Source organism: Streptomyces racemochromogenes (genome assembly GCF_044129415.1).
Lineage (GTDB): Bacteria > Actinomycetota > Actinomycetes > Streptomycetales > Streptomycetaceae > Streptomyces > Streptomyces racemochromogenes_A.
Genome location: NZ_JBBDHD010000022.1, coordinates 60,886 through 87,303 on the forward strand (window position 1 = coordinate 60,886; position 26,418 = coordinate 87,303).

The 26,418-nt window shown below is 73.5% G+C and carries 27 protein-coding genes and 1 pseudogene; 8 read left to right on the forward strand and 20 right to left on the reverse strand.

Annotated elements, in window-relative coordinates:
- Window positions 1-142 precede the first annotated feature (142 nt).
- Together WDV06_RS11685 and WDV06_RS11690 are read right to left on the reverse strand one after the other, a co-directional pair.
- Window positions 143-682: a DUF4383 domain-containing protein gene (locus WDV06_RS11685; protein ID WP_395509602.1), complete on the reverse strand. Its 540-nt coding sequence runs from the start codon at window positions 680-682 to the stop codon at window positions 143-145.
- Between the two features lie 124 nt (window positions 683-806).
- The gene (locus tag WDV06_RS11690; protein WP_395509603.1) at window positions 807-1,298 is read right to left on the reverse strand and encodes a MarR family winged helix-turn-helix transcriptional regulator; all 492 of its coding nucleotides are present in this window, start codon (window positions 1,296-1,298) and stop codon (window positions 807-809) included.
- Between the two features lie 64 nt (window positions 1,299-1,362).
- Here WDV06_RS11690 and WDV06_RS11695 point away from each other — a divergent pair, with 64 nt between their 5' ends.
- Window positions 1,363-3,459, forward strand: a complete 2,097-nt coding sequence (locus WDV06_RS11695) for an MMPL family transporter (protein WP_395509604.1) — start codon at window positions 1,363-1,365, stop codon at window positions 3,457-3,459.
- 129 nt (window positions 3,460-3,588) lie between these two features.
- Here the strand turns inward: WDV06_RS11695 and WDV06_RS11700 are convergent, their stop codons facing one another.
- The 4 genes from WDV06_RS11700 to WDV06_RS11715 form a co-directional block, all read right to left on the reverse strand.
- Complete coding sequence (locus tag WDV06_RS11700; RefSeq protein WP_395509605.1) at window positions 3,589-3,762, reverse strand: CsbD family protein; 174 nt, start codon at window positions 3,760-3,762, stop codon at window positions 3,589-3,591.
- 81 nt (window positions 3,763-3,843) lie between these two features.
- On the reverse strand, window positions 3,844-4,368 hold the full coding sequence (locus WDV06_RS11705; protein WP_395509606.1) for a DinB family protein: 525 nt from the start codon (window positions 4,366-4,368) through the stop codon (window positions 3,844-3,846).
- Between the two features lie 105 nt (window positions 4,369-4,473).
- Complete coding sequence (locus WDV06_RS11710; RefSeq protein ID WP_395509607.1) at window positions 4,474-6,591, reverse strand: trehalose-6-phosphate synthase; 2,118 nt, start codon at window positions 6,589-6,591, stop codon at window positions 4,474-4,476.
- A gap of 43 nt (window positions 6,592-6,634) precedes the next feature.
- On the reverse strand, window positions 6,635-7,042 hold the full coding sequence (locus WDV06_RS11715) for a hypothetical protein (RefSeq protein ID WP_395509608.1): 408 nt from the start codon (window positions 7,040-7,042) through the stop codon (window positions 6,635-6,637).
- A 465-nt stretch (window positions 7,043-7,507) separates the two neighbouring features.
- Here WDV06_RS11715 and WDV06_RS11720 point away from each other — a divergent pair, with 465 nt between their 5' ends.
- Window positions 7,508-7,831, forward strand: coding sequence for an STAS domain-containing protein (locus tag WDV06_RS11720; RefSeq protein WP_395509609.1), 324 nt, complete (start codon window positions 7,508-7,510; stop codon window positions 7,829-7,831).
- 17 nt (window positions 7,832-7,848) lie between these two features.
- On the opposite strand, the gene WDV06_RS11725 is transcribed toward WDV06_RS11720, so the two are convergent.
- The 9 genes from WDV06_RS11725 to WDV06_RS11765 form a co-directional block, all read right to left on the reverse strand.
- Complete coding sequence (locus WDV06_RS11725) at window positions 7,849-8,109, reverse strand: ATP-binding protein (protein ID WP_395509610.1); 261 nt, start codon at window positions 8,107-8,109, stop codon at window positions 7,849-7,851.
- A gap of 282 nt (window positions 8,110-8,391) precedes the next feature.
- Window positions 8,392-8,613, reverse strand: a complete 222-nt coding sequence (locus WDV06_RS11730) for a hypothetical protein (RefSeq protein WP_395509611.1) — start codon at window positions 8,611-8,613, stop codon at window positions 8,392-8,394.
- Window positions 8,614-8,889: 276 nt separating this feature from the next.
- Entirely contained in the window at window positions 8,890-9,900 is a 1,011-nt protein-coding gene (locus WDV06_RS11735; protein ID WP_395509612.1) for a DMT family transporter, read from the reverse strand.
- A 67-nt stretch (window positions 9,901-9,967) separates the two neighbouring features.
- A complete protein-coding gene (locus WDV06_RS11740) occupies window positions 9,968-10,708 on the reverse strand; it encodes an ArsR/SmtB family transcription factor (protein WP_395509613.1) in 741 nt (246 codons plus the stop codon).
- 303 nt (window positions 10,709-11,011) lie between these two features.
- Window positions 11,012-11,941 carry a hypothetical protein gene (locus WDV06_RS11745; protein WP_395509614.1) on the reverse strand — a complete coding sequence of 310 codons (930 nt, stop codon included), beginning with the start codon at window positions 11,939-11,941 and terminating at the stop codon, window positions 11,012-11,014.
- Between the two features lie 23 nt (window positions 11,942-11,964).
- Window positions 11,965-13,641, reverse strand: a complete 1,677-nt coding sequence (locus tag WDV06_RS11750) for a hypothetical protein (protein ID WP_395509615.1) — start codon at window positions 13,639-13,641, stop codon at window positions 11,965-11,967.
- A gap of 176 nt (window positions 13,642-13,817) precedes the next feature.
- Window positions 13,818-14,687: a hypothetical protein gene (locus WDV06_RS11755; protein ID WP_395509616.1), complete on the reverse strand. Its 870-nt coding sequence runs from the start codon at window positions 14,685-14,687 to the stop codon at window positions 13,818-13,820.
- A gap of 264 nt (window positions 14,688-14,951) precedes the next feature.
- Window positions 14,952-15,830 (reverse strand): helix-turn-helix transcriptional regulator, encoded by an 879-nt coding sequence (locus WDV06_RS11760; RefSeq protein ID WP_395509617.1) that lies wholly within the window; start codon window positions 15,828-15,830, stop codon window positions 14,952-14,954.
- 165 nt (window positions 15,831-15,995) lie between these two features.
- Window positions 15,996-16,757, reverse strand: coding sequence for an SDR family oxidoreductase (locus WDV06_RS11765; protein WP_395509618.1), 762 nt, complete (start codon window positions 16,755-16,757; stop codon window positions 15,996-15,998).
- Window positions 16,758-16,976: 219 nt separating this feature from the next.
- Between WDV06_RS11765 and WDV06_RS11770 the strand changes: the two are divergent.
- The 4 genes and pseudogenes from WDV06_RS11770 to WDV06_RS11785 form a co-directional block, all read left to right on the forward strand.
- Window positions 16,977-17,096, forward strand: a pseudogene (locus tag WDV06_RS11770) (phosphotransferase); the annotation flags it as partial.
- A gap of 284 nt (window positions 17,097-17,380) precedes the next feature.
- Window positions 17,381-18,211, forward strand: coding sequence for a CPBP family intramembrane glutamic endopeptidase (locus tag WDV06_RS11775; protein ID WP_395509619.1), 831 nt, complete (start codon window positions 17,381-17,383; stop codon window positions 18,209-18,211).
- Window positions 18,208-19,500 carry a sensor histidine kinase gene (locus WDV06_RS11780; protein WP_395509620.1) on the forward strand — a complete coding sequence of 431 codons (1,293 nt, stop codon included), beginning with the start codon at window positions 18,208-18,210 and terminating at the stop codon, window positions 19,498-19,500. Before WDV06_RS11775 ends, WDV06_RS11780 begins: the two co-directional genes overlap by 4 nt.
- Window positions 19,464-20,108: a response regulator transcription factor gene (locus WDV06_RS11785; protein WP_395509621.1), complete on the forward strand. Its 645-nt coding sequence runs from the start codon at window positions 19,464-19,466 to the stop codon at window positions 20,106-20,108. The genes WDV06_RS11780 and WDV06_RS11785 overlap by 37 nt, the downstream gene beginning before the upstream one ends.
- Window positions 20,109-20,299: 191 nt before the next feature.
- On the opposite strand, the gene WDV06_RS11790 is transcribed toward WDV06_RS11785, so the two are convergent.
- A complete protein-coding gene (locus WDV06_RS11790; RefSeq protein ID WP_395509622.1) occupies window positions 20,300-20,740 on the reverse strand; it encodes a nucleoside deaminase in 441 nt (146 codons plus the stop codon).
- On the reverse strand, window positions 20,737-21,552 hold the full coding sequence (locus tag WDV06_RS11795) for an LLM class flavin-dependent oxidoreductase (protein ID WP_395509623.1): 816 nt from the start codon (window positions 21,550-21,552) through the stop codon (window positions 20,737-20,739). Before WDV06_RS11795 ends, WDV06_RS11790 begins: the two co-directional genes overlap by 4 nt.
- A gap of 93 nt (window positions 21,553-21,645) precedes the next feature.
- Between WDV06_RS11795 and WDV06_RS11800 the strand changes: the two genes are divergently transcribed.
- Complete coding sequence (locus WDV06_RS11800; RefSeq protein WP_395509624.1) at window positions 21,646-22,095, forward strand: Lrp/AsnC family transcriptional regulator; 450 nt, start codon at window positions 21,646-21,648, stop codon at window positions 22,093-22,095.
- Window positions 22,096-22,167: 72 nt separating this feature from the next.
- Here the strand turns inward: WDV06_RS11800 and WDV06_RS11805 are convergent, their stop codons facing one another.
- The 3 genes from WDV06_RS11805 to WDV06_RS11815 are packed head-to-tail and all read right to left on the reverse strand — an operon-like array spanning window position 22,168 to window position 24,529.
- Window positions 22,168-22,680, reverse strand: a complete 513-nt coding sequence (locus tag WDV06_RS11805) for a hypothetical protein (RefSeq protein WP_395509625.1) — start codon at window positions 22,678-22,680, stop codon at window positions 22,168-22,170.
- Window positions 22,681-22,682: 2 nt separating this feature from the next.
- Window positions 22,683-23,180 carry a hypothetical protein gene (locus WDV06_RS11810; protein WP_395509626.1) on the reverse strand — a complete coding sequence of 166 codons (498 nt, stop codon included), beginning with the start codon at window positions 23,178-23,180 and terminating at the stop codon, window positions 22,683-22,685.
- 32 nt (window positions 23,181-23,212) lie between these two features.
- Entirely contained in the window at window positions 23,213-24,529 is a 1,317-nt protein-coding gene (locus WDV06_RS11815; RefSeq protein ID WP_395509627.1) for a hypothetical protein, read from the reverse strand.
- Between the two features lie 349 nt (window positions 24,530-24,878).
- Between WDV06_RS11815 and WDV06_RS11820 the strand changes: the two genes are divergently transcribed.
- Window positions 24,879-26,330 carry a HEAT repeat domain-containing protein gene (locus WDV06_RS11820; protein ID WP_395509628.1) on the forward strand — a complete coding sequence of 484 codons (1,452 nt, stop codon included), beginning with the start codon at window positions 24,879-24,881 and terminating at the stop codon, window positions 26,328-26,330.
- Window positions 26,331-26,418: the final 88 nt, after the last annotated feature.

Consider the following 26,418-nt stretch of genomic DNA (forward strand, 5'->3'; position numbering starts at 1 on the left):
CCTTGAGATTCGTCATCACGCCGCGCACATGCCCTGCCGGCCCGTTCGCATGCGGTGACCCGGCCGGGTGACGGGCACCCCGGCCGGGTGACGGGCATGCGGTCCTGGTGACGGCTGGGCGGGCCTGGTGACGGCGGGCGGGTCAGCGTTCCACGGCGCGGGCCGGCTCCCGGGCCGCCGCGCCGATTCCGGCGCGGACGACCGCCGCTTCGCGGCCGGCCCGTTCGGGGTGCCGGCGACGCCAGTACGGGTTGTCGTGGGGCAGTCCGCCGCTGACCCGGCCGTACATCCCGAAGGTCATCACCAACAGCCCCATCAGGAAGCTGAAGATCACGTTCGACATGCCGAAGTCGAGGACGTTGCCGCGCCGGCCGATGAGGAACAGGTGGACGAACCCGCTGGCCACGAAGAGCACCCCGACGACGATGTTGACCGTCGAGGCGAGGTTCCCCCCGATGACCGCGGCGACGATGAGGAGCAGTCCGAAGACCACCGAGACCGTGCTCAGCAGTCCGTTGGTGGACAGGCCGGCGATCCGCTGCCCGTCGGTGCTGAACGCGGAGAGGCTGCCGGCGAAGCCGAGGCAGCCGAACACGAGGAGGAGCAGGCCGCAGATGCCCGCGCCGAAGCGGTAGACGCGGTTGAGGGGGTGATCGACGGGCAGTTCGTCCTTCAGGCGCATGAGGTGCTCCCGGAGTGTGCGGTTCGTTCCCGAGGAGGCCAGCATCGCGTCCGGAAGGCCTCGGGGAAACTCGCAGCGTTTCTGCATTCAATCCTCCTCGCGCGAACAACCGCGAGGGCGCCGCTCAGGCCTGGCTCAGGGTGAGCTGGTGGTTCATCTCGGCGAGGAACCGCACCACCACGTGGAGCTCGTCGGGCGAGAAGCGGGCGCGGGCCGTGTCCGTGCTGTGGGCGAGGGAGCGGAAGTACGCGCGCGCCACCCGCCGGCCCGCCTCGGCGTAGTGGACGTGGACCACGCGCCGGTCTTCGGCGGAGCGGACGCGGTGGATGTGGCCGGCCTTCTCCAGCCGGTCCAGGCAGGCGGTCATGGCGCCGGACGTGAGGTTCATCTGCCGGCGCAGCCGGCCGGGCGTCATGGCCCCCTCCCCGTGTACGTCCGCGTCGAGGACGGCGATCAGGGCCTGCACGTCGGTGAGGTGGAGCCCCTGGGACTGGGCGAACTCCTGGGCGATCCGGTTGAACTCGGCGTTCATCCGCCGCAGGAGGACGGCGAAGGACTGCAACCCGATCGGGTCGTCGGACGGAAGAGGGGGCGTCGGGCTTTCGGCGTCGGGCATGATCTCAGCATAAGATCTCTCGATGATTGAGATTCTCGATGCTTGAGATGAGCGAGGTATGGTCGTGACAAGAACACCGCCCTGGGCGCGCTGGGCCGTGCCCCTGGTGCTGGTCCTGGTCTGGCTGGGCATCGGCGGGACGCTGGGGCCGTTCGCGGGGAGGCTGGGCGAGGTCGCCACGAACGACCAGGCGGCGTTCCTGCCGCGCGGCGCCGAGTCGACCCGGGTGCTGGAGGCCCGAAAAGCGTTCGAGCCCTCGGCTTCCCTGCCGGCCGTCGTGGTGTGGACGGCCGACTCGGGGCGGGTGTCGACGGCCCAGCAGCAGGCCGCCTCCGCCGCCCTCTCCGCTCTCACCGGGCGGCCGGGCATCGGCTCCGCCCCGTCCCCGGCCCTCCTCTCCGAAGACGGCGAGGCGATCGAGGCCGTCGTGCCGCTCGCCCCGGACCTGGGCAAGGAGCTTCCCCGGGTCCTGGACGAGGTGCGCCGGGCCGCCGGGCAGGTGCCCGGCACCGCCGTGCGGATCGCCGGCCCCGCGGCGACCCAGGAGGACCTCTTCTCGGCGTTCTCCGGCATCGACGGGATCCTGCTGGGCGTGGCGCTGGGGGCGGTGCTGCTGATCCTGCTCCTGGTGTACCGGAGCGTGCTGCTGCCCCTCGTGATCATCATCAGCGCGGTCTTCGCCCTCGGGCTCGCCTGCGCGACGGTCTACGCCCTGGCCGATCAGGACCTGGTCCGCGTCGACGGGCAGGTCCAGGGCATCCTGTCCATCCTGGTGATCGGCGCGGCCACCGACTACGCCCTGCTGCTCGCCGCCCGCTTCCGGGAGGAACTCGCCGCGCGCGGAGACCGGCTCGAAGCGGTGCTCGCCGCGGTCCGCCGCTCCGCGGGCGCCATCGTCGCCAGCGCCGCCACCGTGGCGCTGGGCCTGCTGGCGCTGCTCGCCGGCGACCTGACGAACAACCGGGCCCTCGGGCCGGTCGGCGCGGTCGGCATCCTCTGCGCCGTGCTGACCACGCTGACGTTCCTGCCCGCTGCGCTGGCCCTGCTGGGCCGGTCCGCCTACTGGCCGGCGGCTCCCGGACCGGCCGGCACCGGCGCCGACGCCGACGCCGGGGAGAAGGGCCGCGGCGTGTGGCCGCGCGTCGCCGCCGTGATCGGCCGCGCGCCACGGCGGGTGTGGCTCTCCACCGCCCTGCTGCTCCTGGTGCTGGCCGCCTTCTCGCCGGGCCTGTCGTCCCGCGGGGTGCCGCTGGACGAGATCTTCGTCAACGACGCCCCCTCGGTCGGCGCCCAGCAGACCCTGGCCCGGCACTTCCCCGCCGGGTCCGGCACCCCTGCCGTGATCATCGCCGACGCCGGGCAGGCGGCCGCCGTCCAGGAGACGGCCCGGGGCACCGCGGGCGTGGCCGGGGTGCGCCCCGTCACCGCGGGCGGCCGCCCCGGCACGGAGCCGCTGGTGGTGGACGGCCGGATACGGCTGGACGCCACGCTCGACGCGCCGACCGACAGCGACGCCGCCAAGGAGACGGTCCAGCGGCTGCGCGAGCGCCTCCACGCACTGCCGGGCGCCGACGCGCTGGTCGGCGGCTACACCGCCCAGCAGTACGACACCCAGGTCACCGCGGCGCGCGACCGGACGGTGATCGTGCCCGTCGTCCTCGGCATCATCCTGCTCATCCTGGCCGGACTCCTGCGCTCGGTGCTCGTGCCGGTCCTGCTGGTGGCCACCGTCGGTCTGAACTTCCTCGCGACGCTCGGCGTTTCCGCGCTGCTCTTCCGGCACGTACTGGGCTTCAGCGGTACGGACGCCTCCGTCCCGCTGTACGGGTTCGTGTTCCTCGTCGCCCTCGGCGTCGACTACAACATCTTCCTGATGTCCCGGGTGCGCGAGGAAGCCCTGCGCCACGGCACCCGTGAGGGCGTCCTCCGGGGCCTGGTGACGACCGGCGGGGTGATCACCTCGGCGGGCGTGGTCCTCGCGGCGACGTTCGCCGCCCTGATGGTGATCCCGCTGGCCTTCCTCGTCCAGATCGCGTTCATCGTCGCCTTCGGGGTGCTGCTCGACACCCTCGTCGTCCGCTCGCTGCTGGTACCGGCCCTGGTCGTCGACATCGGCCCACGCGCCTGGTGGCCCAGCGCCCTGGCCGGCCGCGACGCCTGACGGGCAGCCAGGCGCGGCCCGGCCCGGCCCGGCTCACGTGCCGGGCCGGGCCGGTGGCAGGGCTGGGCCCCGGCCGAGGGGGATACGGCCGGGGCCCAGCTGCTGCTGCGCGGCGTTCCGCCGCGCGGTCTAGTGGCGGAAGGCGTCCTTGACGTCTTCCTTGGCGTGGCGGGCGTCGCCCTTGGCCTGCTCGGCGCGGCCCTCGGCGGCCATCCGCTCGTTGCCCACCGTGCGTCCGAGCGCCTCCTTGGCCTTGCCCTTGGCCTGCTCGGCGGCGGCCTTGCCCTTCTCCGTACCCGACATCGGGGACCTCCTCGTCAGTGGTGGACTGGTCGTGACCGCGCATGTGCTCGCGATCGCCGGGCCCAAACCCGTCCGCGGCCGTCAGTTCTCGGCGCCCGCCGGGCGCGGCAGCCGACGGCGGGCGTCGAGCAGGTGGTGGCGCAGCTCGTGGAGGGTGTGGACGGCGACCCACCGCAGGGACCGCTCGGCCGGTTCGGGGTAGCTGTACACGAGGGTGCGCTCCCAGTCCACGGCCGGCAGGCGGTGCAGGACGTTCCCGAACAGCGAGGCCGCGTCGGTCAGTTGCCGGGCGACGTCGGACGGGTCCTGGAGGGCGTACCCCTCGTGTTCGACCCGCTCGTCGCGGCCCATGGGGGTGGCGACGGGGGTATCGGTACGCCGGGCCGAGAGCACCCGCTCGCGCTGGACGAGCAGGACGTCCCGCACGTGGCAGGCGTATTCCAGCGGCGACCAGACCCCGGCCTCGGCGCGCCGGGCGAGCGCAGACCGCTCGGTGCGCAACAGCAAGTCGGCGTACCGTGCGGCGTATTCACCGGCGAGCGAGGCGACCGAAGGAGCCAGTTCCAGGTCGTAGGCGAACCCGCATTCCGCGCAGTCGTCAGTCACGCACCCACCCTAGCGACGGCGGAGCCACCCTCACAGACCCCGCCGGGGGCACCCCGGCTTTTCGGTCCGCGCCCGCGGCGGCGGCACCCGCCCCGGGCGTGCGCCTCACGACCCGGCCGGCGCGGACCGGCAGCCGCCCCCCTCGCCGATGGCCGCAACGATGCCGCGGGCCCATTCGGCGGGAGCCGGTGCCTCCAGGAGACGGGCGAGACGGGCCGTGTGCGCCCGGCCCTGCGCGGGGGTCATCGCCAGCGCGGCGCGCAGTTTCTCCGCGAGGTCGTGCGGGGAGTGCGGGTCGGTGAGGAGGGCATGGCCCTTGACGTAATCGGCGGCACCGGCATGGCACGAGAGGACCAGCACGCCCGACCCGCCGGTCGCCGCCTGGGCGGTGACGTACTCCTGAGCGGTGAGGTTCATGCCGTCGGCCAGGGACGTCACCCAGAAGACGTCGGCCGCCAGGTAGTGGTCGACGACCTCCTCGAAGGGCAGCGCCGTGGTGATGTACTCGACCGGCTCCCAGCCGTCCTCGCTGCGCCAGTGCCCGTTCAGTTCGGCGATGGCCGCTTCGAGTTCGGCGCGGGTGGTGTCGTAGGCGTGTATCCCCTTCTCCGGCGGCGGGCACACGAGGCGGAAGCGTGTTCGTCCGCGCAACGCCGGATGGGCGTTCAGGACGTGTCCCAGGGCGTGGATCTTGTGGACGGGGGCTTTGGCGTAGTCGAGCCGCTCCACGGAGAGGATCACCCGGTCCTCCCCGCCGTCCGTCCCGGTCGCGGCAGCGGCCCGGGCCCGGGCCCGGGCGAGGGAGGCGACGGCCCTGCGGTCGATGCCCAGGGGGTGCACGCCGGTGCGGGGTATGCGGGCGGCGCCGGCCAGCAGGCTGCGGAAGTTCTCGGCGAACCCGGCGGTGTGGAACCCGGCCCAGTCGAGCTGCGCGAGGGAGGCGCACAGTCGCTCGGCCTCGGGGAGGCGCCGGAAGGTCTGCGGGTCGGGGAACGGAGTGTGGTGGAACAGGCCGACCGCCAGATCGGGTCGGTGCTGTCTGAGCAGCGCGGGGACCAGCCACAGGTTGTAGTCGTGCAGCCAGACGGTCCCGCCGTACTCGGCGTGGGCACTGACATGCCGTGCGAAGGCGGCGTTGACGGCTTCGTAGTCCGCCCAGGCGGCCGGGTCGTGGCGGATGAGGTGCGCCTGGGAGGTCAGGGCGGGCCACAGGGTCTCCTTGCAGGCGCGGTGGAAGTACCCGGCCCACTGGCCTGCCGGCAGCGGAAGCAGCCTCAGGGGCAGTCCCGGCGGAATCGTGGCGGCGGTGGCCGCGTCCTCGGTCGTGGCGGCGGCCCATACGGCGTCCAGCTCACCGGTGTCGGCCCCCAGCACGGACACGAGGGTCGGCAGGATCCCGTTGGGGCTCGCCGGCGGCCGCCAGCGGCCTTCGCACCGCTGCCACGGCGGGCGGTGGTACCCGATCACCACGCGTCTGGGCGCGCGCACCCAGCCGAGCCGTTCCAGCGCGTCCAGCACGGCCCCGGCGCCCTCCAGTGCCGGGCGGTGGACACGCGGGTCGCCGGCCACCTGCGCGGCCAGGGCCGGTTCGGCGTTGCCGACGACCACTCCGTGCACGCCGAGCCGGAAGAGCGACAGGTCGTTGAGCGAGTCCCCGGCGACGAGCAGGTCCTCCCGCGGCCAGTGGAGGTGGCGCATGAGTTCCCGCAGGGCCGGGCCCTTGCCCGCACGCGGCGGAAGCACGTCGAAGTACAGGTCCGCGGAGTGCGTCCAGGAGCATCCCAGCGCCTCGACGGCCGCCGTGATCTCGTCCGACGGCTCGCCGCCCGCGAGGTAGTAGGAGCAGCGGCCTTCCTGCGTGACGGCGTCCTGGTAGACGAGCTGCGGAAACCGGCCCAGTGCCTGCCGGACTCGGCGCTCCCCCGGCCATCCGGTACGCAGCGCGGTTTCGAGCGGCTCGCAATGCGACATGTCCGCGGTGTCGATGACACTCGCCCCGACGTCCGCGATGATCCACTGCGGCCAGGGGACGAGGAGGTCCTCGGCGAGCAGGGACCGGACCGAGGCGAGGGAGCGGCCCGTCGCGTAGACCACGGTGATGTCGCGATGCCGGTCCAACGCTCGGCGCAGTCGGCGGCGGCTGTCCTCGTCGCCTCCCAACAGCGTGCCGTCGAGGTCGCTGACCAGGACCTTCTTCACCGGAACGGCGTCGGTGGCGCACATGGCGAATCCTTCCTGCACCCCCGGTTCGGCAAGCTGCGGGGGGTCACCAGGCAGGGTCGTGGGTCACCGGGTCGAGCACGGTGGTACCGGAACGGGAGGAGGAGGTGGAGGTGGAGTGGAGGGAGCCGTCGGTGCTCCGCCCGGCCCGAAGCAGTTCGTCCCGTATGGCCTGTATGGCCCGGCCCAGCCTGGCCGTACGGAAGTCCCTGCTCGTCAGGAGGTGGGCGACGGTCGCGCGCGGCGCGTCGACGGCGCAGCCCAGCAGCTCGTCGACCAGACGGGCATGCTCCAGCACCAGGTCCGCGCCCCGTGTGTCCGGCCCCACCACGGGCGCCGCTTCCGGGGCACGGGGGACACTGAACGCGAACGAGACGTCTCCCCCGCCCCCGTCGACGTCGCCCAGGCCCGGGTGCTCGCCCGCGATCCGAGTGGCCGACGGGCTCTGCGTCACGGTGACGTGCACATGGGTGTACCCGTAGCGGGATCTGTTCCTGGAGCTGGGCCTGATGCGCTCGTTCCTCGGTATCACGGCGGTACCCCTTCCAGAGGACAGGCAACCTCCCCAGGATTGCCTCCGGCCCAGGCCCGGGCACCCGGGGCACGGCCGTTGGAGTGACGCGGCCCCTGCGACGGGGAGAGGACGCCCCCGCGACGGGGCGGGGATCGGTGCACGCAGGGGGTGAGAGGGCTGCCGGGCGGTGTGGCGCTTGGGGCTCGCTGGTGAGGGAAGACTCTTCATACCAGCCTGGTCTGGTGGGAGACCCCGCGCCACCAACCGGCCACCTGTGGTGGCTGACGGACGGTACGGGTGGTCTCGCTCGGCTTTGCGCGGCCCGGTGCCGCGCGCTTGACGGCCTACTCCGCCCCGTCCCTGGGGAGCCGACCGTGAGGGGCTCCGAGAACGGCGGCAGACACCGTGCGACCCACCCTCGACGTGCACGTGCGCGCCCATCCGAAGCGGACCATCATCAGCGTGGCAGGCGAACTCGACATCGACACCTGCCCCCACCTGGCCGAAGCGGCCCACGCGTTGATCGGGGCCGGCCACTGCCTCATCGTCGACCTGTCCGGCCTGACCTTCATCGACCCGAGCGGTCTCAACCTGCTCCTGGCGCTCAACCACCGCGCCCGCACCGCAGGCCAGAGTCTGGAACTGGCCGGCGTCCCCGCCCAGGCCGGGCACGTCCTCGACCTCACCCGGACCCGGCACCTGTTCACGTCCGGCGACGGCGCCAGCTGAGGAGGGCGGCGCGGCGCTCACATCGTGCCCGGAATGCGGGCATGGATCGTCTTGCCGCCCGCCTCGGTGGGACGGACCTCCAGCTGCGACGACAAGGACTCCACCAGCGGCCACCCGTACCCGCCCGACGCCCCCGTGGCATCCCCGGGGCGGGCCCGCGGCGGAACCGGGCTGGAATCGGTGACCTCGATGTCGAGGCCGGCGCGCGACCAGCCCACATCGAACACGCACGGGCCGGGGGCATGGCGTATGGCGTTGGTCACCAGCTCGCTGGCCACCAGCAACGCGGCTCGCGGACCGGGGGTGGTACAGGAGGGCCGCGCAGGGCCGCCTCCTCGACGAGGGATGCGATTTCCCGGCGGGCCTGGGCCGCGCCACCGCCGACCCCGCATTCGCAGTGCCGCCGCACGAGGTCATCCATGGCCCTCTCCTCCCACAGGCCGGCCAGGCCGTGCGCACCCGCCCATCGGCCCGCCACTCGACTCGCGCCTTCCCCACCCCTCCCGGCCCATGCCCCCGACCCCCTCCGCCGGTCAAGCGGCTGCCGCGCGTGCTGTGCGTCACCACTCGGGGTGGACCTCGTGGCTGTCGTAGCGGTCGCCCGCGGCCGTCAGCCAGGGGCGGAAGCGGCCGGGGCCACTGCGTTCGCCGCTGTAGCGGACCGCTTCGCCGGTCTCGTCCGTCACGACCACCGCCCCGGCCTTCTGGGCGCTGCGCAGGGCGTGGGTCCAGTGCCGGCCGCGGTGGCCGGTGCGGTAGTCGGGGATCTTGCACTGGGACATCGGTGTCACCGCCTCGTCGGATACCCGGGCGCCCGCCCGCCGCAGGGTCGCGGCGGGGCGACGCGGGCCGGACAGGCCGTTCTACCCGGTATACGCGGGTTCGAACGTGGTGCGAACGGTCGTCACTGACCGCGAGCGTGTACGGCTTCGCAGATCTCCACGGGGGCGGGCCGCCGGCCGGCAGATCGGCCAGGCCTCTGCCGCGAGATCCCGCACGAACGGACCGCCTCGGCAGTCACGTCGAAGACGGACAGCCCGCCGGGCCACAGCCCAAGCTCACTCAACGCTGAAGTGCCGGTCGGTGCACCGCCCGACGCCGTATACGCCGCGGGGGTGGGCATGCCCGTCGGGGCGCGGGTCCTGGTCCGCCGGTGCGGCCTCGGCCCGCGGCCGGTACCGGGAGACGGCCACTCCGGCCAGGCACAGCAGGCCGCCGAGGAGGGTGAGCCAGGCCGGCACCTCGCCGAGGAGGATCCAGCTCAGCAGGACGACGATGGCCGGCACCGCGTAGGTCGTCGCGCCGAGCTTCCCGGCCGGCATCCGCGCGAGGGCGAACGTCCAGGTGGTGAAGGCGAGGGCGGTCGGGACCACGCCCAGGTAGAGCATGTTCAAGGTCGCGGAGAGCGGGGCCCGCGGGACCTCGGCCGCCAGTTGTCCGGCGAACGGCAGGCAGGCCACGGTTCCGGTGAGGCAGCTGTACGTGGTGATCTGCAGCGGCGTCCCGTACGAGAGGGCGGGCTTCTGCGCGACGACGCCCGTGGCGTACGCCACCGCCGCGAGCAGGCACAGCACCACCCCGAGCACCGAGGTCGTGCCGTCGCCGCCGGACGACATCGACAGGCCGACGACCACCGCGCCGACGAAGGAGACCGCCATGCCGGCCACGAGCCGGGGCGGCAGGGCCTCGCCGAGCAGGCGCGCGGCCAGGAGCGCCATCAGGATCGGCCCGGTGTTCACGAGGAGGGAGGCGGTGCCCGCGTCGACGAGGCGCTCGCCCCAGTTCAGCGCGACCGTGTAGCCGGCGAACCAGACGAGGCCGGACAGGAGGATGCCGCGCCGGGCGCCGCGCGCGGGCAGGCCCTCGCGGCGCAGCAGGAGGAGCACGACGAGCACCAGCGAGGCGGCGAGGAGCCTGCCGAGGGCGAGGGCCCCCGGCGAGTAGGCGGCTCCCGCGCTGCGGATGGAGACGAAGGCGGACGCCCAGGCGAACACCGTGAAGCAGACGGCGCCGAGGGTGGGGAGGTGGGGCGGGAGGACACGCGAGCGGGCAGGCGGCTGGGTCTTCATGTCTCCCGACCCTACACCCAATACTTCGGTGATCGCCGAAGTATTTTTCTCGGCGGCTTCCGTGGACCTACCTCCACGTCGCCGGGGTGAGGCCCAGCAGCCGGCCGAGGGCCTCCTCCCCCGCCGACGTCACCAGCAGCCCCCGGCCGCCGCCCTCGGGGCGGACGACCCAGCCCTCGCCCAGGGCCCGCGCGCACAGTCTGGCGCCGACCAGGCCGCCGAGGTGGCGGCGGCGTTCGGTCCAGTCCAGGCAGGAGCTGACCAGCGGCCTGCGGCCCGCGGCCGCCACGTCGACGCCCGCCTCCCGGCACCAGTCCAGGCCCGCCCCGGTCAGCGCGAAGACCGCTTCGGTGCGCAGCAGGCCCCGGCGTTCCATCGCGTCCGTGACCGCCATGCCGAGCCGGCCGGCGAAGTGGTCGTAGCAGGTGCGGGCCCGGGCCAGCGGGTCGGGCGCGGCGACCACCGGGACGGTGTGCGCCGCGTCCCGGCCCGGGACGGCGTAGGAGGCCAGCGCGTCCACCAGGCGGGCGGTGTCGGCGTCGGCGATGCGCACGTAGCTGTGCCGCCCCTGGCGCTCCGTCACGCAGATCCCCGCTTCGAGGAGCCGGTTCAGGTGGCCGCTGACGGTGGACGGGGCGACCCCGGTGATCCGGGCCAGCTCGCCGGCGGTCCAGGCCCGCCCTTCCAGCAGCGTCAGGCAGATGGCCGCCCGGGTCTCGTCGGCCAGGGCCGCGGCGAGGGCGGCCAGCCGTGCGGCGGGAGCGGGAGAGTCCGCCGGGCCGGGGGCCGGTGCGTCATAGTGATTCATGGGTCCAGGGTGCCTCATTGCTTCGGCTTATACCGAATGGTTGGCGCCCTGAAGATGGTCTCCGAACCACACCGTTGGTCCTGGGCGATGCTCCAGCCGGCTGTTCTCGCCACCGCCGCCTGGTCAGGCGCTTGGCGGTCGTGGTCGTGGTCGTGCTGATCGTCCAGCCGCGTTCGCGCAGCCGGTGGATGTCGGTGGGTCTGCCCACTGGCGGACCGTGGACGTGGGGCCTCCCACCCCGCCGACGGCGTGGGACTTCGTCCCGGTCTCGGGCGCCGTCTTCGGATCGCTGGATCAATGGCCTCAGGTGACACAGGTTGCGAGGTCGGCGACGGAGAGGCAGGCGTCGCCGTTCCCGTCGCCCGCGGGTTCCGCGTTGACGGCGCGGAAGACGTCCGGCGGGACGGTGAAGATGGCGACCTGGTGGCGGGGCATGACCACACGGCCCACTTCCCTCCGCAGCACCATCGTTCGATCGGCCTCCTGGCCCTTCGAGAGGTAGAGACCGATCGGAACGCGGGCGCCAGCGGGGTATCCGTAGACCGCGATCCTGTGGTTGTGCTCCCAGCCCTCCGTCGCCGCCGCTCCCCGAGGCAGGCGCAGCGGCACCTCGCTCTCCGCCCGGACGCCTCCTGAGCGCGCCGCCACGGTGAACCGTCTGGACCGGGCGACGTCCGTCAGGGCCGGCTCGGACGGGAGGAAGGACCAGAAGCCGCTCTGGAGCAGGCCGCCGCCCTCGTCCTCGACCTCCATCGGACGGCCGTTGAACAGGTCGTCCGTCGCCGACGGCGTGGCGCTCAGCTCGGCCACGGGTTTCGCGACCGTGGTGTAGGTGCGCCCTCCGGCCTTGACCGTGACGGTGATCGGGCCGGGCGGGAAGCCCTGCAGGCACAGGAGCGACTCCTCGCCCATGCCCACTGCGCCGCTCGCCCCCGTCGTGTCCTCGCCCGAGGTCACCCAGACCCGGGGGCCGGCGGCCGGACGGCTCGGCGGACGCTCGTCCGGGTCGTCGCGGCAGCTGACGGGGCCGGCGCCTTCCCCGCCCATCGCGAACTGCTGGGCCAGCAGGATGTCCAGGGCGTCCGGGCTGCCAGGGGTTGCCGACCGTGTGGCGGCCCGGCCGGCGGGGGCAGCCGTCGGCGGCTCACCGGGCATCGTGCAGCCTGCGCCGAGGAACAGGCTGAGCATCCACAGCAGGGGTGGTTGCCACTGTGCCCGGCTTCGTGTGGCCACTCGTCACCTCTCGATCGTTCGTGTCATCGGCTGTTGCCGCACCGCTCCTCGGCGCGCCGCAGTTCTGTGGAGGAGATCTGCTCGTACTGGCGGAGGCGCGCGCTGTCCGCCCTGCCTGCGCGCTCCGCCGCGGCCAGCTGGGTCAGGGCGTCCTGCCATGCCCTGCGCCCGGTCGCGAGGTCGCAGCGCTTGAGGCTCCAGGAGGCCAGCAGGCCGTGCCAGACGCTGCGTTGGACCGGATCGCGGCCGTGTGCGATGGCGTCCCGGATGTGGTCGACGGCTCCCGCCAGGTCACCCCGGTCGGCCGCGTGGGTGGCGGCGATGGACTCCGCCAGGGCGCGCAGGTCCGCGGAGCCGGTGAGGTCCTGGGCTGCGCGTACGGTGGCTGCCGCGCGTTCCACCGTGCCGTCGTCCTTGACCAGGCGGGCCCTGATGCGGCACTCCTCGACCTGGGAGAGGTTCACGGTGGCCTTGATCCGTCCGAGTTCGGTGACGCCCGGGTCCGCTGCGAGGTCGCGCAGGGCCTTGGAGGCTTGGGCGAGGTCTGCGGCGCGGACGGTTCCCGGCTTGCAGCTGGAGGCGGAGCCGAGGGCCTGTCGATAGGTGTTGAGCTGGAGGCTGAGGGCGGCGCGGCGGCCGGCCGGCGAGTCCGGGCCGATGGCGAGGTAGTCGGCGCGGGCCGCCGCGAGCAGCTTCTCCTTGCCGGGACCGCTCTCGTCGAGCGCCTGTGCCTCCAGGGCGTGGCCGTGGAAGAGGCGGACCAGGTCGGGTGGCACGAAGCTGCCGGTGTCGTCCTGCCGCTCGGCGTCGAGAAGGCCGGCAAGGGTCCGGGCAGCCTCCCTGGGGCTGCCGTTGCGCCAGGTGTCCAGCGCGTCGACGAACCGGGCGAGGGCGCCGATCCGGCGGCTCAGTTCCGCGGTCAGCTGACTGCGGGCGCGAGCCGACTCCCAGCCCTGGGCGACGAGGATGGGCGAGCCCAGGACCCATCCGGTGATCTCGGGCGAATCGGGGATCTGGTCGGCCCGGACGTAGACGGCGGGCCGCAGCGTGCTCTGGCCCGACCGGTCCTCGCTGACGAGACCGCCCACGACGACCTCGGCATTGGTCTCGTCGGCGAACCTGGCGGTCTTCCGTTCCAGTGTGCCGCGGTGGGTGTCGGCGAGCTGGGTGAGGGGCAGCTGTGCCTCGCCGGCGTAACTGCGGACGGCGGTCGCGGTGGGGATGCGCGCCGCCATGTCGTGGGCGAAGGTCTCGGCCACGTCGTCCAGGACCCGCTGGTCCTGCCGGCCGCCCCCGGCCGCGAAGCCGACCACGGCCACGTCGCGGGCGCCGCTCATCCGGGTGAGCGGGGGCGGCGGGGGGCGGAAGGCAAAGAGCACCACGACGCTGCCGACGAAGAGCACACCGGCGACCATCCACACCAGCGTTCGGTACCGGCGCGGGTGCTGCCCGAACCGCTCCCCCACCAGGGCGCGCACCGCCAGCACGTACCCGGCCAGTGCGGCCAGCACGGTGAGCACGAGCGGCACGGGTGACAAGGAGGAACCGAGCTTCTCCACGACGAGCAGCGCGCACGGCACGCAGGCCGCGAACAGACCGAGCAGGGACCACAGCCCGGCGCGATGGCCTCCGGACGGGGGGTGGTCGGGCGCACTGTCCGGAGCCTGGCCGGGCGCACTGTCCGGGGAGCGGTCCGGCATACGCCTCCTCACCCCGTCGCTGTCGGCGCGGCCCGCGCCAACCAGCACGGTAGAGGGCGCCGCGCCGCGCCGACGGTCGACGCCGCCCTCGGCGCCGAAATCGCGTAGCGAATTCCCCGTATCAGAAGCGGGTGCGACCCGGCAGTGGAGGGACTACCGGGTCGGAAGCTGGGGGTTCAGGGGCGCCAGTCGGCTTCCAGGTCATGGGAGCCGGTCTTGGTGAGCTGGGTCAGTGCGGTGCCGTCGGCCCGTACGAGGTAGAGGTGTTCGGGGTCCGCGTCGTCGGTGCCGCCCCTGGTGAAGACCAAAGTGCTGCCGTCCGGGGACCAGGAGGGGTACTTGTCGTTGGCACGCGCCGAGGTGACGCGGTGGAGTCCGGTGCCGTCGGGGCGGACGACGTAGAGGTGGGCGAAGCCGGAGGCGTCCACGCGGCTGAAGGCGATCCGGCCGCCGTGCGATGCCCAGTCGGGCGTCCCGTCGTGGGAGCCGGGGCCGGTGACCGCGGTCTGGGCCAGGGTGGACAGCCGGATCTTCATCAGCCTGCTGTCTCCCGCCGCGTCCGCGCGGTTGAAGGCCAGGTACTTGCCGTCCGGGGACCACGTCGGATGGAGGTCGTCGGCGGCGGTGTGGGTGAGCCGGGTGGCGTGAGTGCCGTCGACGTCGGCCACGTAGATCTCGCGCTGGGTGCCGACCGGCTTGGCGTAGGCGAGCCGCTTTCCGTCCGGGGACCACGCCGGGTCGGAGGCGCCCTTGGTACCGGGGACGGCCTTCAGGCCGGTGCCCGTGGTGCTCATCGTCCAGATGCCGTCGATGGCGCCGGCGGCTCCGTAGCGGACGAAGGCCACGCGTGTGCCGTCGGGGGACCAGCTGGGCATCACGTCGCTGACGGTGGAGGTGTGGGTGAGTTTGACGGTCGTGCCGCCGCTGGGGGAGATCGTGTAGAGGTCTTCCGTGGGCGCTGCGGCGGTGTAGCGGGCGAAAACGATCGGGTGGTCCCCCGCCGCCCCCGCGTTTCCCGCGGCACCGAGGGTCAGGGGTGCGGCCATGGCCATCACCGTGGCGGTCACCGCCGCCCAGCGGCGCCGCGGTGCGCGGGTGGAACTGTTCGCCCTGTGTACGCCGTTCCCGTCGCTCCCCGGAGTCCTTCTCAAGGTGTCCACCCGATCCCTCCCGACGGCCCGCTGCGGGCCGCTGCAGCCCGTAACGTCCCACCGTTGGGGCTCGGGGGGAAGCAAGGGGACCCTGCGGTGCGCGCCCTGTGACATGTTCCGTACACCGCTGTCACACTCTGTTCCTTCTGGGCCTGCCCGTCAGTCCGCCGGCCGGCGGGCGCCGGTGGCTGTGGGCGCGGTCCATGCCAGCAGCATGCGCAGGGCGTCGTGGGACGGGGTGTCCGGCTGGGCCGCGTAGGTGATCAGCGCCTGGTCGGGGTCGTCTGCGGGGCGCAGGGTCTCGTAGGTCAGTTCCAGGTCGCCGACCGACGGGTGGTGGAACCTCTTGGTGCCCGAGGTCTTGTCCTGGACCGGGTGCTCGGCCCACCAGCGGCGGAAGTCCGCGCTCTTCATCGACAGTTCGCCGATCAGCTGTGCCAGTCGCGGGTCTCCGGGGTGGTCCCGTCCAGCCTCCAGGTGGAGGTAGGCCACGTTCTCGCGGGCGCAGGAGGGCCAGTCCGCGTACAGCTCTCGGGAGGCCGGGTCCAGGAAGGTGATCCGGGCGATGTTGCGCTCGGCCGGGTCCATGGCGGCGTAGTCGCCGAAGAGGGCGACCGCTGCCCGGTTCCAGGCCAGGATGTCCATGTGCCGGCCCATCACCATGGCCGGCACGTCCTTCAGCTCGTCCAGCAGCCGTTGGAGCATCGGCCGCACGCGCTGTCGGCTGGCCTGCTGCCTGCGCGCCGGACGGGCGGTGTGCCGCGGTCGGGCCAGCTGGTGCAGGTGGCGGCTCTCGTCGTCGTTCAACCGCAGTGCGCGGGCGAGGGAGTTGAGGACGGTGTCCGAGGGGTTGGACACGCGGCCCTGTTCCATCCGGGTGTAGTAGTCGACGCTGACTCCGGCGAGCTGGGCGATCTCCTCGCGGCGCAGGCCGGCGACCCGGCGCGTGCCGCCGAAATCCGGTAGGGCCACGTCGTGCGGGTGCAGGCGGGCGCGGCGGGTCCGGAGGAAGTCGCTCAGGCTGGTCGCGGTGGTCATACGACGATTGTTGCCGATCTCGGCGGTGGGGGGGGGGGGGGGGGGGGGGGGGGGCGCGGCCCCCCCCCCCCCCCCCCCCCCCCCCCCCCCCCCCACCCCTCCCCCAAGACCCGACGGCCACGCCGGGCGTGCCCCGTGGCGGACCCGGCGGGCGGCCGGGAGGGGTCAGGCCTGGCGGGTCGGCAGGACGATGGACTGGCGCAGGTTGACGTGTCGCGGACGGCTGACGGTGTACGCGACGAGGTCGGCGATGTCCTCGGCGGCGAGGGCGGGGATCGCGGTGAACATCGCGCCGAGCTGCTCGCGCAGTTCCGGGTTGTCGATGTGCCCGGGGAGTTCGGTGTCGGTCAGGCCCGGCTCGATGGTGCTGACCCGGACGTCGCACGGGCCCAGCTCCGTGCGCAGTGCGGCGGAGAGCTGGGTGAGGGCGGCCTTCGTGGCCCCGTACACGGCGTAGTCGGGGAAGAGGACGTGGGAGGCGATGGAGGAGACGTTGACCAGGTCCGCGGTCCGGCCTTCGGCGGCGACTGCGGTGAGGTCGGGGGTGAACGCGCGGATGACGCGCAGGGCTCCGGTGAGGTTGGTGTCGATCATGCGGGTCCACTCGTCCAGCCGGGCCGCGGAGAGGGGGTTGGGCAGCATCACGCCGGCGTTGTTGACCACGAGGTCGACCCGGCCGTAGGCGTGGTGGACGGCCTTGGCGGCGGCGTCGACGGATGCCTGGTCGGTGACGTCCGCGGTGACGGCGAGGGCCTGGCCCCCGGCGGCGGTGAGTTCGGCGGCCAGCGCGTCCAGGCGGTCGGTGCGCCGGGCGAGCAGGGCGACGCGGGCACCACCCGCTGCGAGCAGGCGGGCGGTGGCCGCGCCCATGCCGCTGGCCGCTCCGGTGACGACAGCGGTACGGGCGGCGAGGGCGGGGTGGTTCATGGGGTGCTCCTGGGTCTGCTGCGCGGGCCGGTCCCGGTGGGCCGGCCCGGCGTGGGCGGATGAGGACCACTCTGCGGCCGGCCGGGACGGCCAACCAGAGCCTGCCGTTCCCTGGGAGAGCCAGGACCACCCTGGGGGCGGCACGTGCCACCCCGATGCGGGAGTGGCGGGATGCGGGCCGGGAAAAGCGGTCGACAGGCGGGCCCGGGGCGCGATGGGACCCGCGGGCGGGGCTGGGCCTTGGCGACGGGCCTCAACGCCCACGTCGCGTACGCCGCCACCGACCCCCGCGTCGCCGCGCAGACCACCCGCCGGATCACCGCGGCCCTGGCGGGCTGACGCGGTCAGCGCCGCTCGTGCCGAGCGCGCTGGTGTCCGTACCCGCTGTGCTTCGGGGAGGAACTCGGCCGGCAGGGCTACATGCTGCCCGCCTGGTGCGGCGCGGCAGGGGTGCGCGGACCGCTGCTCGGCGGGGCGCGGTGGAAGGGGTGCATCCAGGTCCACCCCGGCCCGGTTGCCAGGTGCAGTGGCCTGCCCGGCGCCGCACGGCATCGTGGTCGGCGTACGGATCCGACGGATCCGACGGAATCATCGGGTGAACGGGGAAGGTGCTCATGGGGCGCATGGACGGGGACTCCGCGGGGCGGACCCGGCGTCGGGGCGGGGTGTGGGGCACGGTAGGAGTGTTCACGGTCGTCGCCTCCCTGGCGGCCGGGACCCTGGGCGCGCTACAACCGGCGACCGGGATACCGCAGGAGGTCGTGCAACTGACCCAGTTCGGGCCGGCCCTCGCGGTGGGCGCGCTCGCGCTGTACCAGCGCCGGCGGACGGGCGAGCTGCTGCGGGGCGCCGCCGGGGCGGGTGCCGGTCCGCGCCCCCTGGGCGGGGCGGTGCTGCTCGGTGCCGCCGGGCTAATCGTCGTGCTCTGCGTGCTCGGGTCCTACGCCGTCTGCGGGCAGGCGCCCTTCACGCCGCCGGGGTCCCTGCACCAGTCGTTCGCGCTGATCGTGGTGGCGCAGCTGGTGGGGGCCTGCGGGGAGGAGGTCGGCTGGCGCTGCTTCCTCCAGCCGCTGCTGCGCACGCGTCTGGGGACGCTCGCCGCCTCGGTGACGGTGGGCGTGCTGTGGGGGGTCTGGCACGTGCAGGTCTTCGCGCAGGCGCCCGCCTACGCCGCCGCGTTCCTCGTGGCAACGGTGGCGATGTCGGTGGTCCTGGGCATCGCACTCGACGGTCTGGGCGGGTGGCGGCGGCTGCTGTACGCGGGTGGCTTCCACGCCCTGGTCAACCTCGGACTGCTCCTCTTCCTGGACGAGGAGTCCGGAGCCGTCCCGCCCATGCTCTGCTTCGGGCTGTCCTGCCTGCTGGTGGCGGTGCTCGCGGTCACCCTCCGCGGCGGCCGGCGCGCACGGGAGCGGGCGGTTGCGCCTGCGGCGGCTACCCTGCACGGGACATGAGTTCGACATCACGCCCTCTCCGCGCCGCGTTGTCCCGCCGCTCGGCCGCCGTCGGCCGCTGTCACCTCGCCGGGCTGCTGGGCCTGCGGGTGGCGGCCGTCGGAGCGGGCGTCGTCGGAGCCCTGCTCCTGCTGCCCGTCGGCCTGGGCCTGCGGCTCCTGCCGCCCGCCGCGGCCGCGTTGCGCCGCTGCGCCGAACGCGCCGGGCACCGGGCGGAGCGGTGGTCGGGCGTGCGGATCACCGCACCCGATCCGCTCCCCCGGCCCGCGGGGGCGCGCGCTGTGCTGGCCGACGCGAGGTTCTGGCGAGACCTGTCCTGGGCATGGCTGGAGCCGCTGGTGGGCGGCCTGCTGGTCGCCGTGCCGCCGTCCCTGGTCGTGTACGGGCTGTTCGGGCTACTCGTGCAGCCCTTCGTGTGGCGGCTCCTGGACGACGGCAACTGGTACGCCTTCGTCCCCGTGCACAGCACCGCCCTGATGGTCGCGGCGGCCGTACTGGGCCTGGGCTTCACCGCGGCAGGGCTGCTCCTCGCCCCGCCCGTCCTGCGCCTGCACGCCCGGTGGGGGCGCCGCCTGCTCGCGGCCCCGCGCGTCACCGAACTCCGACGCCGCGTCGAAGAGCTGACGGACAGCCGGACAGGGGTGCTGGACGGGCGGGCGGCAGAGCTGCGGCGCATAGAGCGGGATCTGCACGACGGGGCGCAGGCGCGGCTCGTCGCCCTCGGGATGCGCCTGGACAGCGCGGTGCGGCTGCTGGAGGTCGATCCGCCGGCCGCCCGGGCCGCACTACTCGACGTACGCGAACTGTCCGGGCGGGCCCTCGAAGACCTGCGCGGCCTGGTCCGGGGCATCCAGCCGCCGGTCCTGATCGACCGTGGCCTGGGCGACGCCATACGCTCCCTGGCCCTCGACAGCTTCCTCGACGTGACCGTCGAGGTCCGCATGACGGGACGGCTGCCGGCCGCCGTCGAATCGGCCGCCTACTTCGCCGTCAACGAGCTGCTGGCCAACGCGGCGAAGCACTCCGGCGCCGACCGCGTGGACATACGCCTCACGCACGAGGACGAGGGCGAGAATGCGGACGCCGGCGGCCCGCAACTGCACATCACCGTCACCGACGACGGCCGCGGCGGCGCGGACCCCTCCCGGGGGACCGGGCTGGTCGGCGTCCGGGAGCGATTGGCTACCTTCGACGGGAGCCTCGTCCTGCACAGCCCGCAGGGCGGCCCCACCACCGTCACCCTGGAGATCCCGTGCGCGTCGTCCTTGCCGAAGACCTCTTCCTGCTGAGGGACGGCCTGGTCCGCACGCTCACCGAGCACGGCTTCGACGTCGTCGCCGCCGTCGACAACGGCCCCGGCCTCCTGCGCGCCCTGCTGCGGGAGCGGCCGGACGTGGCGATCGTCGACGTACGCCTGCCGCCCACCCACACCGACGAGGGCCTCCAGGCCGCCCTGGAAGTCCGGCGCCACCACCGCGGCCTGCCGGTCCTCGTCCTCTCGCAGTACGTCGACCAGCTCTACGCCAACGAACTCCTGTCCAGCGACGACGGCGCGGTGGGCTATCTGCTCAAGGACCGGGTGACCGACACCGGCCAGTTCATCGACGCCGTACGCCGCGTCGCCGCGGGCGGCACCGTCCTGGACCCGCAGGTGATCGGACGCCTGCTGGCACGCGGTGAGGCCCGGGGCACCATATCCGCCCTCACCCCGCGCGAACGCGACGTCCTGGAGCTCATGGCGGAGGGCCGCTCCAACGCCGCGATCGCGAGCACCCTCCACTTCAGCGAGAGCGCCGTCGCCAAGCACACCGCGGGCATCTTCACGAAGCTCGGCATCGCCCCCTCCACCGAGGACAACCGGCGGGTCCTCGCCGTCCTCGCCTACCTGCGCCGCTGACGGCCCCGGCGCTCCGCGCCCACCGGGACCGCTCCCACGCGGCGCGCGCCGAGCACCTGGGCTGCCCCGCAGGCGCGGCGTCGAGGACGGCGCGTCATCCGCCCGGCGGTTCGACGGTGGGCCGTGCCTCGTCGCGCGGCTGATGACGCGCGTGCACCGGTCCGGAGGCCGGCGGGGGCTGCCGGGCGTGGTCATCGCGTGGGCCGGTAGTAGGCCGCTACGGGGGCGTGCGCCTCCTCGGGGAGGGCAGGGCCGTCGTGCGGGACGGCCGGCCAGGCGCCCGACGGGGGGTTGAGCGCGATGAGCTGCTCGGTCGACAGGGCATAGACGACGCGGCCGATGCCGGAGCGGGCGATGCCGCCATCGCACATGCCGCACGGCTGGCAGCTGGTGTAGAGGGTGGTGCGTGCGGCCGACTCCGGGTCGAGTTCGCGGGCGGCCCAGCGGGCGAGCTTCAGTTCCGGGTGGGCGGTGATGTCGTCGTCCCGGCGGACCGTGTTGTGGGCTTCCGCGAGCACGGTGCCGTCCGGTCCGGCCAGGAGCGAACCGTACGGCGCATCGCCCAGGGTGACGGCGTGGGCGGCGATGCCGATGGCACGCCGCAGCAGGGCCTCCTCGGCCGAGGTGATCATCGTTCGCTCTTCTTCCAGTGGGTGGCCACGGTGGTGAGGGCCTGCCATGCCGCGTCGGGCCGGCGGGTCTCTTCCGGATCTCCGTGGTAGGGGTCGAGTACGACGGTGTCCGCCCCCAGCAGGCGCAGTTGGCGGAGGTCGTCGACGATCTGCTCGACGGTGCCGACGCCGGCGGGCCGGTCGGGCGCGTCGACCGGGGCGCCGGTGACGCGCAGGGCGATCCGGGGGGCGAACCCCGGCAGGGCGTGCCGCCGCAGGATCGCGCGCATCTGCGGAAGGGTGAGCCGCAGCGGGTGCCAGGCGTCACCGAACCTGACGGCGCGGCGCAGGGCCGCCTCGCTGTGGCCGCCGATCCAGACGGGGACGCCGCCCTCCGGGCGCCCCGCGTCCCTGGCCTCCCGCAGGAGGCCGAGACACTCGTCCGTCAGCCGGCCACGTGCGGGGAACGGCACGCCCAGCGCCTCGAACTCCTGGCGGGCCCAGCCGACGCCCACTCCGAGGACGAAGCGATCGCCGCTCAGCCGGCGGAGGTTGGCGGCCATGCGCGCCACCAACAGGGGGTGCCGGTACGGCAGGACGAGCACGGTCGTGCCCAGCCGCACCGTGGTGGTGAGACCGGCCAGCCACGACAGGGTGGTGAACGGTTCGTAGAACGGCTCCGGGTACCGCTCGGCCACATCAGGCGTGACCGCCACATGGTCCGACACCATGAGGGTGCCGAGGCCGAGGCCTTCCGCGAGCCGCGCCCATTCACGCAGGACGCCGGGATCGGTCCCGGGGCCGAAATTGATGACGTTGACGCCCAGTTGCATGGTTCGAGGCTATCCCGGCGATCACGGCGTACGGAACCGACAGTTCCCCGCACCGGGACTGTCTCACCGTGGATTTGCTGGTACTTTCGGCAGATGACCGGGAATCTCGACCACGTGGACTGGGCGATCATCGAGCAGCTGCAACGGGAGGCCCGCGTCTCCCTCAGCGAACTGGGCCGCCGCGTGAACCTCAGCCCCTCGGCGACCACCGAACGCGTCCGCAATCTGGAGGCCCTGGGCGTCATCACGGGCTACCGCGCCGAGATCGACCTGGCCAAGGTCGGCTACCCCGTCCTCGCCGTCGTCCGGCTGAAATACCCCGGCAACCGCCACGAACCGCTGCGCCGCCTCCTCGCCGAACGCCGCGAGGTCCTGGAGTGCCTGCGCACCACCGGCAACGACTGCTACACCCTGAAGGTGGCCGCGACCTCGATGGAGCACCTGGAAACCCTCATGGACGAACTCGCCGGCTTCGGCAGCACGACCACGAACGTCGTCTACAGCCAGACCCTCCCCTACCGAGGCCCCGTCGCCCCCGACTGACGACCGGCCTCCCCTCCCTGCACGGGCTCGGCGGCTCCGCCCCTCATCGTGACCGGGGCCGCCGCCGCGTGGTCACAGCTTGAGGAGCGCCCCGCGCCAGGTCCAGCCCGCGGCGAGGACCGCCTCCCGCAGCGGATCCTTCAGCTGACCCGTGTCGAAGGCGAAGTCCTCGGTCAGGGCCCGCTTGCCGTCGGGCCCCTTTTCGATCGTCCACCGCTTCGAGACCGTGGTCACCTGGCCGCGGCTGGACTCGCTGCCCGTGGCCACCCTCGGCGTCCCGCCGACCCAGCTGACCTCCAGCTGTTCGTCGAGCGCCCGCACCTCGCGCTTGTCGCCGACCAGCCGCATCCTGATCTTGAGGGTGCGCTCCAGCTGGGACGCGAAGAAGAAGGTGTGCCAGGAAGGATCGAGGATCCGCCACTCGGCCACCAGGTCGGCGTTCTCCGCGGGCCGGGCGTTGCGCACGAGGTACGCCTTGTCCGGTGCGTTGACCGCGAGCAGCGCCTCCCGGACCTCCGCCGCGCTCCGCGGCGCGACACCGGCGTCGGGCCGAAGGGTGCCGGTGAGCTTGTCGAAGAGGCCCATCGTCAGTCCGCCGCCTTCGTGTCCGGGCGCACCGTGCGCAGGAAGTCCTGGAAGTCTCCCAGGACGCTGTCGTGCTGCGCGGCGGTGGCCGTCAGCACCGTCCGGATCATCGCGCGCCGGTGCGGGTCCCCGGTGTCCTGGAGGGTCATGTAGACCTGCGTCTGGACGAGGTCGCGGTGGACCCCTGCGACGACGGCCGACAGGGTCAGCCGCTGCGTCAGGCCCGGTGCGCCGGGAGAGCCGATCGCGCGGCGGCCGACGACCTCCGCGGTCTCGGCCATCGCGCGGACCCGCACCGCCGAGGCGTCCGCGAGCTCCTCCAGCGTCGTCCCGTCCGCCATGAAGTCGCCGTCGATGGTGATGTTGGCGGTGAACCCGGAGTCCGGGTGCGGGTGCAGCGCGACGAACGCCGCGTCCGAGGCCCCGACCTCGTCCGGAGGGGCGGCCCGCCAGTCGTCCGGCAGGCTGAATTCGATGGGTACGGGCAGTGTCGTGGGCATTTTCTGGAACCCTCCTTCCTCGGAAACGTACATCAGTCGAACCACCCGCCGACGGTGTCCTTGACCCCGCCCGCGAAGTCGCCGACCGCGTCGGCCGCATCACCGAAGGCGTCGCCCACCTTGTCGGGGTCCACCGTGAACTCGGCGCCCACGGAGCCGCCGACGCCGAGGGCGACGCCCACCTTGCCACCGATGTGCCATTTGCCGTCTTCGCCCTTGCCGAAGGTCGCCTTGGCCTCGGCTCCGGCGCCGGCCCAGGCCTCCGCGGTGCCGCCGGCGCCGAGCCCGGCGAGTTCACCGCCGCCGGCGGCGCTGGCCTTGCCCCCGGCGAACGCCTTCGCACCGGCGTTCAGGCCGTCCTTGCCGACGCCCGCGCTGACCTGGGCCTCGCCGCCGGCGAAGCCCTCGACGCGGCTGTTGACGCCGACGTACCCGTACTCGGCGTTGGCGCTGGTCAGCGTACGGGCACCCGCGGACACCTCCGCCTTGCCGCTGAGGCCGCTGTTGGTGAACCCGTAGCTCGCGGAGCCGCGGGCTCCGACGACGAAGTCGTCGACGCCGGAGAGCTTGATCCCGCCCATCGTCGTCTCCCCCTTCGCGGTCGCGTGGAAGAGGTCGGCATAGGCCTTGACCTGACCCTCCTTGCCGTTCTTGACGCCGGTGACGGTGATGCCGGCATCCGGCCCGGTCACCTTGACGGAGTCTTCCTTCGTCTTGACGTCCGCGTCGTCGGCCATGGCGGCCTTGGCGTCCTTCACGGCCTTGTCCAGGCTGCCCTCGGCGCCCGCGTTGAAGCCGTCGAGGGTCTGGTCGGCGCCCTTGCCGAGGGCGTCCTTGTTGCTGTCGACGACTTCGGCGCTCAGCGCGAGCTTGACGTTCTGGTCGAGTTCGTCGACGGCCTTCACACGGTCGTCGATGTGCTTCTGCCACTTGCCGACGGCTTCGCTGATCGTCTTCTGGCCGTCGGGGTCGTGGTGGTACGCGCTGCGCTCGGAGGGCGTGAGCTTGCTCCAGTCGAAGGCGACGTTCCCGCCCTCGGAGACCGTCATGCCGGCGGCTATCGCGTCGTCGCGGGCGCTCTCCAGCTTCTTCTTCAGGTCGGCGAACTGCGTGTGCGCCTCACGCAGCAGGCTCGCGATCGCCTTCGCCTGGGTCTGCGCGGCCGCGTATTCGTACCGGGTCGCCTGGAAACGGGTGTGAGCGGTCCCGGCGCTGACGCCGGCCCAGGTGTCACCCATGGTGATCGTCTGGACGGTCTCGCCGTAGCGGGTCTCGACCTTGTTGATCTCACTCGCCATCGACTCCCACTTGCCGGCGGCCGTCGTCAGCAGGCCCAGGTCCGTGGTCATGACTTCCGCGTAGGTCAGCACCGCATCCCCCTGTTACAGCGTGATCAGCATCTACCGCGCCACAAGGAACCGGACACGAAACGCCTCCCCCGTTGGCCAGGATTGATCATATGCATGGCAACTGTGCAAGGGCCAAGCTGCCGGAGCAGCCCTCACGTTTCCTGCACGAGACGGCCCGCGGAGCCCCGTCGGCGAGCGCCCGAACGGTATGGGCGTACCAGCCGTTCGGCGCAGCGCCGGCTGCGACGGCCGCCGTGACACCGCTCAGGTGCCGTCTCCCGTCGTGTCGTGTCTGCCGGGGCGGTAATCCCCGGGTGGAGGAGGTGCGACGGGGGCTAGGGTGCCGCTCATGGTGAACATGTCGCTGCTGCCCAGCCGGTTCCTCAGCGCAGGTGAGCGGTTGCTGCACGGCAGGGGTGTGGCCGCGGCGGTGGGGGCCGGGCGGGCTGAGGACTGGGTCCGGCTCGACGAGGACGTCTTCCTGGGGACCCTGCGCCGGGTGGCCGGGTGGAACATCTCCTGCCGGCTCCAGGTGGGGTTCCACTGGTTCGACGGACGTGAGATCGCGGACTGGGACACCGCCCCCTACTGGGGTGTGGACGGCCCGTCCTGGGCGGGTGTGCCGACCGGGTCCGAGCTCGCGCTGTGTCTGTGTCACGCCGACCCGCGGATCCGGGCCGCCGCGCTGGCCGCCGGCGGTCCGGCGGCGCCGCTGCCGCTGCTCCTGCTGCGCTGTGCGGACAACGACGAGCGCGTGCGGGGGCAGGCCCGCGCCCTCTTCGCCGAAGCCCTCGCCGCGGCCGGCGACGGCCGCGTGCGTTCTCTCGTCGTCCTGGCGCTCCGCGTCGGCGTCCGCAGGCACGGGAACTGGGCGCGGGACGCGGTGCTCGCACGGGCGGGTGGCGTTCGGGCGGCGGACGTCCGGGAGTTGCTGGCCTGTGGGGGGCGGCGGGGTGCCGACGCCAGGGTGGCGGGGGTACGGGCCGGTGTGGCCGCCGGGCTGCTGGACGCGGACGCCCTGTACCGGATCGCGCTGACGGCCGACCAGGGGAACCGGGACCGCTTCGAGGCGGTCCGCGCCGCGGTCGCGGCGGGACGGGACACTGCCGCGCGGAAACGGTTCCTCGACTTCCTCGCCGAGTGCGGGACGCCCGAGGTACGGACCCGGGCCCTGCGGTACGCGTTCGCCGCCCGGCTGCCGACCGCCGGTGACCTGGCCGCTCTCGCCGCCGGGCATCGCGACCGCAAGCTCCGGCGGCTCGCCGTCACGATGGTCCTGGACCTTCCGGACGCTGACGCGGTCCTGGACCGGCTGCTCGCCGCGTCCGACAGCGTGGTCCGCGGCACCGCCGTGCAACGGCTGGCGGCCTGCGGGGCCGCCGAGCGCCTCGTGCCGTACCTCACCGACCGCTCCCCCTGGGTACGTGGCCTCGCCGACCGTGGCCTGCGCGCCGCCGGCGGTGATCCGCACACCCGCTACCGGGCCTGGTGCGCCGACCCCGAGGCGGTGACGCCCGCTGCGGTGAGCGGCCTGGCCGAGTACCGGAACCCGCGGGACGAACCGCTGCTCCAGGCCCTGACCCGGCACGCCGACGGGGCCGTGCGCGGCCGGGCCCTCGGCGGACTGCGACGCCTGGGTGTCCTCGACGACGCCACGCCGGCCCGGTACGCCGCCGATCCCGACCCGCACGTCGTGGCGGTCGGACGCCGGGGCCTGCGCGACGCGGCGCCTCCCGCTCCTGGTCGCCCCGCCCGGGACCGCGGTGATGCGGCCGTCTCGGATTCCCCGCAACTGCCGTGAGAAACCCGTGAAGTTCGCGTGCATGGGCGGCGGGGGGCCGGGCAGACGACGGCTCGGAGGTTGATAATCATGGTTCCCCTGCTTCTCG

Excerpts from the sequence above, each read along its gene's own strand:
- WDV06_RS11685 (WP_395509602.1), bottom strand. The coding sequence starts at position 682 with ATGCGCCTGAAGGACGAACTGCCCGTCGATCACCCCCTCAACCGCGTC.
- WDV06_RS11690 (WP_395509603.1), bottom strand. The coding sequence starts at position 1,298 with ATGCCCGACGCCGAAAGCCCGACGCCCCCTCTTCCGTCCGACGACCCG.
- WDV06_RS11700 (WP_395509605.1), bottom strand. The coding sequence starts at position 3,762 with ATGTCGGGTACGGAGAAGGGCAAGGCCGCCGCCGAGCAGGCCAAGGGC.
- WDV06_RS11710 (WP_395509607.1), bottom strand. The coding sequence starts at position 6,591 with ATGTGCGCCACCGACGCCGTTCCGGTGAAGAAGGTCCTGGTCAGCGAC.
- WDV06_RS11730 (WP_395509611.1), bottom strand. The coding sequence starts at position 8,613 with ATGTCCCAGTGCAAGATCCCCGACTACCGCACCGGCCACCGCGGCCGG.
- WDV06_RS11735 (WP_395509612.1), bottom strand. The coding sequence starts at position 9,900 with ATGAAGACCCAGCCGCCTGCCCGCTCGCGTGTCCTCCCGCCCCACCTC.
- WDV06_RS11740 (WP_395509613.1), bottom strand. The coding sequence starts at position 10,708 with ATGAATCACTATGACGCACCGGCCCCCGGCCCGGCGGACTCTCCCGCT.
- WDV06_RS11750 (WP_395509615.1), bottom strand. The coding sequence starts at position 13,641 with ATGCCGGACCGCTCCCCGGACAGTGCGCCCGGCCAGGCTCCGGACAGT.
- WDV06_RS11755 (WP_395509616.1), bottom strand. The coding sequence starts at position 14,687 with ATGGCCGCACCCCTGACCCTCGGTGCCGCGGGAAACGCGGGGGCGGCG.
- WDV06_RS11760 (WP_395509617.1), bottom strand. The coding sequence starts at position 15,830 with ATGACCACCGCGACCAGCCTGAGCGACTTCCTCCGGACCCGCCGCGCC.
- WDV06_RS11765 (WP_395509618.1), bottom strand. The coding sequence starts at position 16,757 with ATGAACCACCCCGCCCTCGCCGCCCGTACCGCTGTCGTCACCGGAGCG.
- WDV06_RS11775 (WP_395509619.1), top strand. The coding sequence starts at position 17,381 with ATGGACGGGGACTCCGCGGGGCGGACCCGGCGTCGGGGCGGGGTGTGG.
- WDV06_RS11780 (WP_395509620.1), top strand. The coding sequence starts at position 18,208 with ATGAGTTCGACATCACGCCCTCTCCGCGCCGCGTTGTCCCGCCGCTCG.
- WDV06_RS11790 (WP_395509622.1), bottom strand. The coding sequence starts at position 20,740 with ATGATCACCTCGGCCGAGGAGGCCCTGCTGCGGCGTGCCATCGGCATC.
- WDV06_RS11795 (WP_395509623.1), bottom strand. The coding sequence starts at position 21,552 with ATGCAACTGGGCGTCAACGTCATCAATTTCGGCCCCGGGACCGATCCC.
- WDV06_RS11800 (WP_395509624.1), top strand. The coding sequence starts at position 21,646 with ATGACCGGGAATCTCGACCACGTGGACTGGGCGATCATCGAGCAGCTG.
- WDV06_RS11805 (WP_395509625.1), bottom strand. The coding sequence starts at position 22,680 with ATGGGCCTCTTCGACAAGCTCACCGGCACCCTTCGGCCCGACGCCGGT.
- WDV06_RS11810 (WP_395509626.1), bottom strand. The coding sequence starts at position 23,180 with ATGCCCACGACACTGCCCGTACCCATCGAATTCAGCCTGCCGGACGAC.
- WDV06_RS11815 (WP_395509627.1), bottom strand. The coding sequence starts at position 24,529 with ATGACCACGGACCTGGGCCTGCTGACGACGGCCGCCGGCAAGTGGGAG.
- WDV06_RS11820 (WP_395509628.1), top strand. The coding sequence starts at position 24,879 with ATGGTGAACATGTCGCTGCTGCCCAGCCGGTTCCTCAGCGCAGGTGAG.